At 35.1% G+C, this 12162-nt stretch carries 14 protein-coding genes; 1 reads left to right on the forward strand and 13 read right to left on the reverse strand.

The window, feature by feature from the left end; translation table 11 throughout:
- Positions 1-119: 119 nt before the first annotated feature.
- The 4 genes from BM350_RS24200 to metG all read right to left on the reverse strand — a co-directional run bounded on the left by BM350_RS24200 (position 120) and on the right by metG (position 4374).
- Positions 120-1097, reverse strand: coding sequence for a G5 and 3D domain-containing protein (locus BM350_RS24200; protein WP_090918106.1), 978 nt, complete (start codon positions 1095-1097; stop codon positions 120-122).
- A complete protein-coding gene (locus BM350_RS24205) occupies positions 1098-1313 on the reverse strand; it encodes a ubiquitin-like domain-containing protein (protein ID WP_170857766.1) in 216 nt (71 codons plus the stop codon).
- A 132-nt stretch (positions 1314-1445) separates the two neighbouring features.
- Positions 1446-2213 carry a TatD family hydrolase gene (locus BM350_RS24210; RefSeq protein WP_090918102.1) on the reverse strand — a complete coding sequence of 256 codons (768 nt, stop codon included), beginning with the start codon at positions 2211-2213 and terminating at the stop codon, positions 1446-1448.
- Positions 2214-2391: 178 nt separating this feature from the next.
- The gene (gene metG / locus BM350_RS24215) at positions 2392-4374 is read right to left on the reverse strand and encodes a methionine--tRNA ligase (protein ID WP_090918100.1); all 1983 of its coding nucleotides are present in this window, start codon (positions 4372-4374) and stop codon (positions 2392-2394) included.
- 359 nt (positions 4375-4733) lie between these two features.
- Between metG and BM350_RS24220 the strand changes: the two genes are divergently transcribed.
- Positions 4734-5018 carry an AbrB/MazE/SpoVT family DNA-binding domain-containing protein gene (locus tag BM350_RS24220; RefSeq protein WP_020062162.1) on the forward strand — a complete coding sequence of 95 codons (285 nt, stop codon included), beginning with the start codon at positions 4734-4736 and terminating at the stop codon, positions 5016-5018.
- A 21-nt stretch (positions 5019-5039) separates the two neighbouring features.
- Here the strand turns inward: BM350_RS24220 and rsmI are convergent, their stop codons facing one another.
- The 9 genes from rsmI to BM350_RS24265 form a co-directional block, all read right to left on the reverse strand.
- Positions 5040-5915, reverse strand: a complete 876-nt coding sequence (gene rsmI / locus BM350_RS24225; RefSeq protein ID WP_090918098.1) for a 16S rRNA (cytidine(1402)-2'-O)-methyltransferase — start codon at positions 5913-5915, stop codon at positions 5040-5042.
- Entirely contained in the window at positions 5884-6174 is a 291-nt protein-coding gene (locus tag BM350_RS24230) for a GIY-YIG nuclease family protein (protein WP_090918170.1), read from the reverse strand. Before BM350_RS24230 ends, rsmI begins: the two co-directional genes overlap by 32 nt.
- Complete coding sequence (locus BM350_RS24235) at positions 6161-6901, reverse strand: tRNA1(Val) (adenine(37)-N6)-methyltransferase (protein WP_090918097.1); 741 nt, start codon at positions 6899-6901, stop codon at positions 6161-6163. The genes BM350_RS24230 and BM350_RS24235 overlap by 14 nt, the downstream gene beginning before the upstream one ends.
- Before the next feature lie 148 nt (positions 6902-7049).
- Positions 7050-7400, reverse strand: a complete 351-nt coding sequence (gene yabA / locus BM350_RS24240) for a DNA replication initiation control protein YabA (RefSeq protein WP_139207724.1) — start codon at positions 7398-7400, stop codon at positions 7050-7052.
- A gap of 14 nt (positions 7401-7414) precedes the next feature.
- On the reverse strand, positions 7415-8242 hold the full coding sequence (locus tag BM350_RS24245; protein ID WP_090918094.1) for a PSP1 domain-containing protein: 828 nt from the start codon (positions 8240-8242) through the stop codon (positions 7415-7417).
- 4 nt (positions 8243-8246) lie between these two features.
- Positions 8247-9230: a DNA polymerase III subunit delta' gene (gene holB, locus BM350_RS24250; RefSeq protein WP_090918092.1), complete on the reverse strand. Its 984-nt coding sequence runs from the start codon at positions 9228-9230 to the stop codon at positions 8247-8249.
- A 32-nt stretch (positions 9231-9262) separates the two neighbouring features.
- Positions 9263-9889, reverse strand: a complete 627-nt coding sequence (gene tmk / locus BM350_RS24255; protein ID WP_090918090.1) for a dTMP kinase — start codon at positions 9887-9889, stop codon at positions 9263-9265.
- A gap of 18 nt (positions 9890-9907) precedes the next feature.
- Positions 9908-11317, reverse strand: coding sequence for an aminotransferase class I/II-fold pyridoxal phosphate-dependent enzyme (locus BM350_RS24260; RefSeq protein ID WP_090918088.1), 1410 nt, complete (start codon positions 11315-11317; stop codon positions 9908-9910).
- 172 nt (positions 11318-11489) lie between these two features.
- A complete protein-coding gene (locus tag BM350_RS24265) occupies positions 11490-11675 on the reverse strand; it encodes a sigma factor G inhibitor Gin (RefSeq protein WP_090918086.1) in 186 nt (61 codons plus the stop codon).
- Positions 11676-12162: the final 487 nt, after the last annotated feature.

Consider the following 12162-nt stretch of genomic DNA (forward strand, 5'->3'; position numbering starts at 1 on the left):
TCCACACTCATTTCACATCTCTAATTAGTAAAACAAAAAAACGCCTACTTTTCCATTATTATTTTCCTAGTTGATACAATTTAAAAAGCAGAGGAGAAAAAGTTCCTCTGCTTACCATATTATTGTAACACTTTAATCTTTACTTGTTTTCTTCCCCAAGCATCTACCTGTGATTCTGTTGGCATAAGAACATCAATACGATACCCTTTAATTGCTCCGCCCGTGTCACCAGCAACTGCATATCCATATCCTTCTACCCATACCTTTGTTCCAAGAGGAATAATCCGTGGATCTACTGCAATTAATTTCATATTTGGATTTTCCTTATAATTATAACCACCCGCGCTTACACCTTGGCATCCACCACAATACGGTGAGTAAGCTGTTGCTTGCACAAAAAATTCGTTGGTAACTACACCTTCTGCATCATCTAAAATAGGCTTTTCTTCTTTTTTGCCAACAGCTACAATACGATTTTTTTCTTCTTGCACTAGTTCTTCTTTCTGTAAGTTTCTTGAAACTTCATTTCCATCCTCTTTGATGACTGCAAATACTTTCTTCCTTTTTCCTTCTATTCCTTCTTGAATCACTTTTTCTGTTCCCTTAGGGAGTGAGGAATCTTCTTGTCTCACTTCAGTAAAGGGAATTGGCTCTTCCACTACATCGCTTACTTTTTCTACTCGAACCACTTTGACCTTTATATTTTGTTGCATCACTTCCTGTAAAGCCGGTTCTACTCTATCCATTTCGCTTAGTGATACTTGTCGTTCTTTCAAAAAGTTAGCGACAGTAGTCGAAGTTGACCATACTTGCTGTTCTTGACCGCCAACATATAATGTAACTGGGAATGCTTTTTGAATCATAATTTTTTGAGTGCCTTCTAACGATGTATGCAAACTAGGATATACTTTATCATGTTCACTAATTTCAATATGTTCTTCTACTAACAAATCTTTTACTGTTTTTGCTGTTAATTGTACTTGTTTCTCTTTTCCATCCACTATAATCGTAAATGGCTTCGCTTTTTCGACAATTACTTTCATTTCATCCTTAATTTTCGCAGAAATTGCTGGATATATATGATCTTTTGCTGCCACTTAAATCTTCTCTTCCTGCAACAACTCACTTACAGTATTCGCATGTGTATAAATTTCTTGTTTCTTTCCATCTACTTCAATAGTTATTTTATCTGTTGTTCCCGCATAAGCTACTGTCCCAACAGATCCTGAAATAATTAATGCACTCGTAAATCTTACTACTAATCTTTTGTTCACTTCTAACCTGGATAATAACTTTTTAGCATTTGCAATCAAAATAAAGTACCCTCCCTGTCTAGATCAGAATTATTAACTCTCATTCTCCTACTATTTCTAGTAGTGTTACTTATCTGAAGATAAACATAGGTGAAGGAAGAAAGAGAGGAGGAATACCTCCTCTACTTCCCATTATTGAATGCCGAATAGTTTTTTTGCATTTTCTGTTGTTTTGACCGCTACTTCTTCATAAGATAGCCCTTTTAATTTTGCAATTTCCTCCGCAACAAGCTTTACATAGCTTGGTTCATTTCGTTTTCCACGAAACGGATGAGGAGTTAAATAAGGACAATCTGTTTCAATTAAAAGTTGTTCCATTGGAATTTCCATCGCAACTTCTTTTGGTTTCTTTGCATTTTTAAAGGTTACTGGCCCGCCTAATGAAATTAGAAAATTCATCTCCACACACTGTTTTGCAACTTCAACACTGCCACTAAAACAATGCATGATTCCTCCTACTTCAGCTGCATTTTCTTCTTTCAAAATATCTACGATGTCTTGCGTTGCATCCCGATTATGTATAATAATTGGTAAATTAACCTTTCTTGCTAGCTTAATTTGTTTACGAAATACTTCTTTTTGCACTTCTTTCGGAGATTTGTCCCAATGATAATCCAAGCCCATTTCACCAAGTGCAACGACTTTCGGATGAGCCGCTAACTCTTCCAGCCATTTTAAATGTTCTTCTGTCATATCAATCGCATCAACGGGATGCCAACCAACAGCTGCATAAATAAAATCATATGTTTCTGCCAATTCAATTGCCTTTTTGATGGTCACTTCATCAAAACCAACTACAACTGTATAAGAAACACCAGCTTCTTTCATTCTTGCAATTACTTCCTGTAAATCCTCTTCAAATTGCTCTGCGTTTAAATGTGAATGTGTATCAAACAGCATAATAAGAACTCCTTTTATTTGAAATAAATTCTATTATAGGGGAAAATTACTTTCCTAACAGGACAATAACAACCATATTACAATTTTGATACAAAAAAGGGAAATTTAGAAAGATTTTCAACAAGAAAAAAGATGCTTCACAAATGTTACACGTGAAACATCTCTCATTTTGTCGTTATTACTTAATTTTTGTACCGTTTGGTAAGTTTTGATCGACTGTTGCTAATGACAACTTTCCATTTTCTTCGCCTGCCAAAATCATACCTTGTGATAATTCTCCACGTAATTTTACTGGTTTTAAATTTGTAACACAGATAACTTTTTTCCCTTTTAATTCTTCTGGAGAGTAAAATTTAGCAATTCCAGAGACAACTTGTCGTTTTTCTGTGCCTAAATCAAGTTGGATCTTTAACAGCTTATCTGCTTTTTTTACAGGTTCTGCATCCAGTACTTCTGCTACGCGTAAGTCTACTTTAAAGAAATCATCAATTGAAATTTCTTCTACCTCTGGCGCCGCTTCTTTCTTTTCTTCTACTTTTGGAGCAGATCCTTTCATTTGTTCTTTAATATATTCCACTTCTACTTCTACTTCTAAGCGTGGAAATACAGGTTGTCCTTTCACAACTTTTGTACCAACTGGAATGCAGCCAATTGTAGAAAGGCTATTCCAAGTTTTATATTCTTCATCTGTAATTCCAATTTGTTCAAAGATTTTCCCTGGTGTTTCTGTCAAGAATGGCATTAACAGAATTGCTATTTGACGAAGTGTTTCTGCAAGATGTGCCATAACAGAAGCCAGTTTCTCACAATCACTTTCATCTTTTGCTAATACCCATGGCTGTGTTTCGTCGATATATTTATTAGTACGGCTAACAAGCTGCCAAATTGTACTTAGTGCTACTGAAAACTCCATGTTTTCCATTGCATCTTCTACTTTTTGCAGTGTATCTTTTGCAAATGTTACTAAAGCTTCATCAAACTCTGTTACATTTTCTTTATAGGCTGGAATTTCCCCGTCAAAATATTTATCAATCATTGCTACTGTACGATTTAATAAATTTCCTAAATCATTTGCAAGATCAAAATTAATACGCTCAACAAATCCTTCTGGTGTAAATACACCATCTGATCCAAATGGTACTTCACGAAGTAGATAATAACGAAGTGCATCTAAACCATAACGATCAATTAACGTAACAGGATCTACTACGTTCCCTTTTGATTTACTCATTTTTCCGTCTTTCATTAAAATCCAACCATGTGCAAATATTTTTTTCGGAAGTGGTAAATCAAGAGCCATTAAGATAATTGGCCAATAAATTGTATGGAAACGAACAATTTCTTTTCCTACTAAATGAACATCTGCTGGCCAATATTTTTTATACTTTTCTTCATTCTCCGTTCCGTACCCTAATGCCGTAATATAGTTAGATAATGCATCTACCCATACGTAAATAACATGCTTGGGGTTACCCGGTACACGAACACCCCAAGCAAAAGAAGTACGAGAAACAGCTAAATCTTCTAATCCTGGTTTAATGAAATTATTAATCATTTCATTTTTACGTGATTCTGGTTGAATGAAGTGTGGATTATCTTCATAGAACTTTAATAGTCGATCTACATATTTTCCCATTCTAAAGAAGTAGGATTCTTCACGAACAAGCTCTACTTGGTGGCCACTATCTGGGCTCTTCCCGCCAACTATTTTTCCGTTCTCCATCACTGGATCAACAAGTTGATGCTCTGTATAAAACGTTTCATCTTGTACAGAATACCAACCTTCATATTCATCAAGATAAATATCACCTTGATCAACAAGTTGTTTAAAGATTTTTTCCACAACTTCTTTATGACGGTTTTCTGTTGTACGAATAAAATCGTCATAAGAAATATCCATTTTACTCCACAGTTCTTTAATTCCCGCTACAATGTTGTCAACGTATGCCTGTGGTGTAACATTTAATTCTTCTGCTTTTTTTTGAATCTTTTGTCCGTGTTCATCAGTGCCTGTTAAGTAGTACACATCGTATCCCTGCATACGTTTATAGCGCGCCATTGCATCTCCCGCTACTGTCGTATAAGCATGTCCAATGTGAAGCTTTCCACTCGGATAATAAATCGGAGTTGTAATGTAAAAGGTCTTATTTTCCTCTGTCATTATTTTAAACCTCCCAAATGACCTCATATGTATTTATAAACAGTATATCAAAAACTTACGTATAAAGACGAGTGTATGTGCTATATCTTTATCATCTATTACTCATATCAATAAAAAATATACATTTCTATATTCCGACACTAGTAATACAATTCTAAGAATAAAATAAATCTCTCTATACATCTATTATTTTTTAGTATATATAATAAATAGATGCGAAAATCTACAAAACTTTTATAAATTTTATAATTAAAGAATTGACGGAAATGTAAATGATTGGTATCATAGGTTCATAGGGTATTTTGTCGAAAAATGGCGAATTAAAATAGACTTGCAGAATATGAGGAGGAAAAACAAATATGAAATCTACTGGTATCGTTCGTAAAGTTGATGAATTAGGCCGCGTTGTAATTCCAATTGAATTACGTCGTACACTAGGTATTGCAGAAAAGGATGCTCTTGAAATCTACGTTGATGATGAAAAAATCATCTTAAAAAAATATAAACCAAACATGACTTGCCAAGTAACTGGTGAAGTTTCTGATAGTAACCTTTCATTAGCTGAAGGTAAAATCATTTTAAGCCCAGAAGGCGCAGAGCAAATCTTAAATGAATTACAACAATTTATCGCAGCAGCAAAATAAAGCTTCTCTAATAGAGAAGCTTTATTTTTTTTCAACATGATATGCTTGATATACGTCTCTTTTCGACATATTTCGATCCTTTGTAACAATTTTAATTGCTTCTTTAGAAGAAAGGCCTTTCTCCTTTATGTAGTATTCGACATGTTCTTCAACTGTTAATGATTCCCACCATGCCTCTTCACTAATTGCTTCTTCTGTAGAACCTTCTACTAAAACACAAAATTCTCCGCGCACTTCATTTTCCTTTGCCCAATGAATGACTTCTTCTAAAGAACCATGAATAAATTCTTCAAATTTCTTCGTAAGCTCACGACATAATACAACGTTTCTATTCCCTAATACATCTTTCATAGAGACTAATGTTTCTCCTAATCGATGCGGTGCCTCATAAAACATCATTGTATCTGGAATATAACGTAGCTTCTCTAATTCTGCTTTACGTTCTTTTTTATGACGCTGTAAAAACCCATAGAAATAAAAGTGTTTTGTTTCTAATCCTGATGCAATTAACGCTGTAAGTGCAGCATTTGCCCCAGGAAGAGGTACAACTGAGTATCGCTCTGCTACTGCTTGCACAACAATGTCATAGCCAGGATCTGAGATACATGGCATACCTGCATCACTGACAAGCGCTACCGTTTTCCCTTGTTCTAACATATCTAAAATTTTTTGCCCGCTCACTTCTTTATTATGTTCATGGTAACTCATTACTGGTGTTTCAATTTCAAAGTAATTGCACAGCTTTTTCGTTTGTCTTGTATCTTCCGCTGCAATAAAGTCTGCTTCTTTTAACATACGAATTGCACGAAATGTCATATCTTCCAAATTGCCAATTGGAGTTGGAACTAAATATAATGTTCCTCTTTCATTCATCTGAAAACTTTTTTGCTGCCACATAGTAATCTCCTTTTTGTATATACTCATCTTTTTGTTTCCGTTTTAGTTGCTTGAAACGATATTCTGCCTGCATCGCAGTTCTTTTTTCTTCATAAGTTTCAAAATATTTTAATATAACAGGACGTCTTGCTCTTGTATAACGTGCTCCTTTTCCACTATTATGGGCCTTAATTCGCTTCTCTAAATGGTTTGTATATCCTGCATAGTAGCTTCCATCAGCACATTCAACAACATAAAAATAATGTTTATTCTGCTCCATATAAAATTTCATTCATTTCCTTCGTATATTTATTATTATCTTCATATACAAAAAGAGGTGGTAAAATTTTTAAATCTGCATTCCCATCTTTAATACCCTCAATTAATAATGTATTAGCTTCTTTACCTGCTTTTGGATACACAAATTGGAGGCGCTTTGGCTCAATCTTATATTTTCTCATAAGCGTTACAATATCAAGCAAACGACCAGGTCGATGTACAAAAGCAACTTTTCCTCCTTGCTTAACAAGTTGGCTGCTAACACGTACAACATCTTCTAGTGTACACATAATTTCATGACGAGCGATTGCTAAATGTTCATTTAAATTTTGCTCAGATGGTTTTGGCGTTTGAAAGTATGGTGGATTGCATGTAACAACATCAAATTGATGTCGTCCCAATTGCTCCGGCATATGCTTTAAATCGCCATGAATAAGCTGTATTCTCTCCTCTAAATCATTATATTGAACACTTCTAACACCCATATTGTAAATACGCTCTTGTATTTCAACTCCCGTAATCTTCCCCTTCGTACGGGAACTTAATAAAAGAGGAATCACTGCATTACCAGTACACAAATCTAATATATTTCCTTTCTGAATGGGCACCCACGCAAAGTTTGCCAATAATACTGCATCTAATGAAAAATTAAATACTGACGGACTTTGAATAATTTTCATATCTTTTGATAGTAAATAATCTAAACGTTCATCTCCATACAACTGCATGTCTTTCTTCCTTCCTTATCTCATTCAAGCTTTATTTTAGCAAACGTTAAGACAATCTGGGCTACGCTCATAACAGTCTAACGTCCATTACTTCTATTTTGATTATATGTACAAAAAATTACCTTTCCAATTTATTGGAAAGGTAATTTTATTTTTTATTTAAAAATGATAAGCAGAATAAACAATCCCCTTCTTTACGTACACTTCCATAATGCAAATTACAAATATGAAAACCTTCTTGATACAGGCGTGCTAAATTATCATATCCTTCACCGATATCTATTTTAGGCTTTATTTCTTTTCGCTTATTCAACTTCTGTTTCTGCTTATTCTGAACTTCTTCAAAACGCTTCCGCAAATTTTCATTTTCCATTTTAATATGTTGGTTTTCTTCAAGTAGCTCTGCGAGATGCTGCTTTAACTCTCCCAACTGTTTATAGAGATGTCCAATTTGCTCTTCCATACTGGAAACCGCTGCAAAAATATCTTTTTTCTCCACAAGCACCCACCTCATTAATCTGTGGTTTGACTCGAAACGACCCCTTTATTCATTAATTCATCTAACGTATATTCTACTATCCGTTCCTTGTCTACTAACTCCACTTGAATTAATCTTTCTAAAATATTTAATCCGATTACACGACCAAGACCATTCGGTGTTTGTATCTTCTCATCTAAATCTGGAAGTTGCTCTTTTGCTGCTTCATATTCATCATTTTCATACTTTAAACAACACATCAATCGTCCACATAATCCTGAAATTTTCGCAGGATTTAATGATAAATTTTGATCTTTTGCCATTTTTATGGATACAGGTTCAAAATCCCCTAAAAAAGTAGAACAGCAAAGCATTCGGCCACATGGACCAATACCACCTAGCATTTTTGCTTCATCACGAACACCAATTTGTCTTAATTCGATTCTTGTCCGAAAAATAGCCGCCAAATCTTTTACAAGCTCGCGAAAATCAATGCGACCGTCTGCCGTAAAATAAAAAATAACCTTATTACGATCAAATGTATATTCCACGTCAACAAGCTTCATATCAAGATCATGCTCGATTACTTTCTCCTGACAAACTTGATATGCTTCTTTTGCTGCACGTTTATTTTCCTCAACAATTGTACGGTCAGTTTCATTTGCAATCCGAATAACTTTCTTTAGTGGTAGTACAACATCATTTTCATCGACTTGTTTCTTTGTGATAACAACTTTCCCATATTCGATTCCCCGTACTGTCTCCACGATTGCAAACTCATTTTCTGAGATATCAAATTGATTTGGGTCAAAGTAATACACTTTTCCGGCCTTCTTAAATCGAACACCTACTACATCATACAAACGGTCATCCCTCCTGCAACCGCAACACTAACTGCTCGAACACAAGCTGCGCATTTACATTAGCGTTGATTCTATTTTTTGCTTCTAATATACTGAAAAGAGCCGATACAATGCGCTTTTGAGAATAGGAAAAAGATTGAAATAACTCCTTTTGGTCTTGAAAAACGAGACGCTCTTCTTCTTCCAATTGAACATATAATAAATCCTTATAAATAAGGAGCAACATATCTAATCCTAGCTGTAGTTGTTCTTTCTCTCCAAAATGCTTCACCCACTTCTCCTGTACAAAAAAAAGAGACGTGGTATCTTTCTCTAGGGCTTCACATAATTTTATCACTAAAGTTCGTGCTTGTGCAAACCATTCATCATTGCAAAACGATAGTGCCTCATCAAAACTATTTGTAAGTTCCGCTGCAAGATTCCCTAAAGAAATACTTATTTTTTCACTTTCTAAACGGTTAACCAAAGCACTTTTCGGAAGCGGTCTAAATGTGACAATTTGACAGCGGGATAAAATAGTACTTAAAATTTGATGACTTTGCTCAGTTAACAAAATTGCCGCTGTGTCACTACTTGGTTCTTCTAAAAATTTAAGCAGCGTATTTGCAGCATTTGTTGTCATCTTATCGGCATGCTCAATAATATATATTTTTTTAGTTGCTTCTAGACCTGTTTTTGAAAACTCTTCTTGTAATTCATGAATTTGCTGTTTCTTAATGGATAGACCATCTGGTGCAACAATATATACGTTTGGATGATTGCCCGAATCAATGCGTCGGCAATTCGTACATGTATGGCAAGGTTCTACTCCATTTCGTTGTAAACAAAGAAAGCTTTTCGCCATTTGCATAGCTGTTTCTAGTTTACCTGTTCCTTTTGGCCCCTCTAACAAATAAGCGTGGGATATACGCTCTTTTGCAATACTATTTATTAACATTTTTACAACAATGGGTTGTATTAGAGACAGTTGTTCCCACGTCTTCGTCATATTCCATACCTCACTTTTTATACTTTCTTCTATTATAACAATTTTTGTTCAATAAGCTGAGTAACTTCTTCTACAACAGCTTCCATTGGTTGATCTGCATTTACAACGACGATGCGATCTGCAAATCGATCTACTAATTGTAAATATCCTTCACGAACACGTTCATGAAATTCCATGCTTTCTAAATCTAAACGATTCACTTCTCTATTACCATCTTTTTTAATGCGCGCTAAGCCAACCCCTGGTTCGATATCCAAATAGATTGTAATATCTGGCATACAATCTTCTGTCGCAAAACGATTAATTTCAAATACCTTATCAACGCCAAGACCCCTTGCATATCCTTGATAAGCAAGAGAACTATCTATAAAACGATCACATATTACAATATAATTGTCTTCTAAAGCTGGCATGACCTTCTCTACTAAATGTTGTCTGCGTGCCGCAGCATATAATAATGCTTCTGTACGTGCTTCCATCATTGTATGCTCTTTTTTATGTAAAATGGTACGAATTTCCTCTGAAATCACAATCCCGCCCGGTTCGCGTGTTGCCACTACTTTTTGTTTCTTCTTCTCGAAGTACGGCAATAATTTTGTAATTAATGTAGATTTTCCTGATCCTTCTGGCCCTTCAATCGTTACAAACAATCCCTTCATCCATAAAACCTTCTTTCTCTATATATCGTATACAGTAATATTTTTTATATTTCCTTGAAAACGTGCACCAGTCTCTTCTAAACCAGAAATTTGATTTATGTGCTCTAATGTAATTTCCTCTCCATACATGACTAGAGGAATCCCTGGTGGATAAGGTATAATCATATCGGCCGCAATCATGCCTAACGCCTCGCGTAATGGCACAACTTTTTTCTTATATTTTTCCAACTGTTTATATGTAAATGACAAAGAAGATAAATTATCCTTATAAGGATAATTTATATGGGGCTTACTATCTTCTACATCGTATGAGCATAGTACATCTTGTATCTTATCAATCACTTGTATATAATCTTCATTTACTTGGAGCGGTAAAATAAGTAAAACATTATATGGATCTGCCATTTCAACATAGATACCTATCTCTTCAAATAGACGTTGTAATTCATATCCAGAGAGCTTACAGCGTGTTTGCACTGTTACTTTTAATGCATCTTGTATTGGATAGTCTAAAACAGCAAGTTGTGGAATACGATTTAATGTCTCGCGAAACCGCTGAGTAAATGCAGCAATCTCCTTTCCTCCCTCTTCTCTTATCTTCGCTAATACAAAACGAGCTATATCTAGTGAAGCCATTATTGGATAAGAAGGACTACTAGATTGCAACATATTTAAATAAAAAGAAACTTTTTCTTCATCAACAAGCGAACTATTTACGTGTAAGTATGAACCCATTGTCATTGCTGGTAATGTTTTATGTGCCGAATGAACAACAATATCAGCCCCATACGCAAGCGCTGATGTTGGAAAAGGCTCCCCGATACAAAAATGCGCTCCATGTGCCTCATCTACTAAAACAGGAATACCATTTTTATGCGCTAATGCAATACTCTTTTCTAAATCTACACCCACACCATAATAGTTTGGATGCGTTAAAATAAGAGCTTTCGTTTGTGGATATTGCAAAATTGCATCTTCAATCGTTTCATACGGGACACCAACTGGTACACCAGATTTTTCATCAATCCATGGCTTTAGAAAGACAGGACGCGCCCCAGTCAATTTAAGTCCATTTATAATCGATTTATGAGCGTTTCTTTGTACAAGAACTGTATCATGTTCATTACAGCACGCTAACAACATAGCTAAATTCCCAACAGTTGAACCATTAATTAAAAAATGACTTTTTTGTACTGCATATAGCTCGGCTAATAAACACTGTGCTTCTTCTATACATTCAAATGGACCATGAAGATCATCAAGTCCTGTAAGTTCTGTTACATCAATAGAAAGTATATCATGAAAATACTTTTGTACTTCGTGTGGAAAATTTGTTCCATTTTTATGCCCCGGAACATGAAAGGATATAGGTTTCTTACTTGCAAAGGTCTTTAATGCTTCATATAAAGGCATTTTTCTTTGATCCATATTCACTCTTCCTTACTATTCATTCTCTCTATATTATACAGAGATTTTCACAAAAAAAATAATAGGCAACTGCGCCTATTTTTCAATATAACTCCATTTTTATTTTTCAACATATAAGTTGCTGCTATGCAGAAAAAAATGACCTGCACTCATTTTTTCAATTTGTATTTTTCTAAGATAATACTTGTATTTTTCGCAGTTGCTGTAAATAAAACATATACTTTGGATCATTTGTATTTGTGTCTATCATTTCTCGTTCACATGATTCACATATGAAACTCGTATACAAATGAATTCCACTATCCTTTTTATGTTCACATACAATACAAACTTCTTCTTTTGCTGCGATATACCCCATATATTCGCCTATTTATCGTATTCTATCTAACCATTACTATATAAAATTAGACCAACGATAAATAAACTATTCCTCCCCTCTATACGAAATGGCAATATACATCTATAAGCGTTAACAATTTTAAAAAATATATACATCCTTTATACTTTTAGTGTATGAATCATTTCTAGGCGAAGTGTCTGTCTGATGCTTAGTTGAGCTTGCAATCCCAAAATAACGCACTTAATAAAGTGAAACTTCCATCAGTGAAGAGTTTTTTCATCTCCCACTGATGGAAAGCCCGCCCAATCGGGCGCATGCCTGCAGTTATCCCCCACCTATCTTCTTTAGAAAAGCAGAAGCAGCTCGCTCAGAAACGCAGGACGCCCACGCCCCTGACAAAGAGGAGCTCTTTACCTCGTAGGAAGAAGCGAAGCCACCGAACATTCTAGCCACTGGAACTGGACAATACTCTCTCTGAATCTTGAGGTGGGGGTCTTACTGCCCG

Source organism: Bacillus sp. 103mf, from assembly GCF_900116295.1.
Taxonomy (GTDB): domain Bacteria; phylum Bacillota; class Bacilli; order Bacillales; family Bacillaceae_G; genus Bacillus_A; species Bacillus_A bruguierae.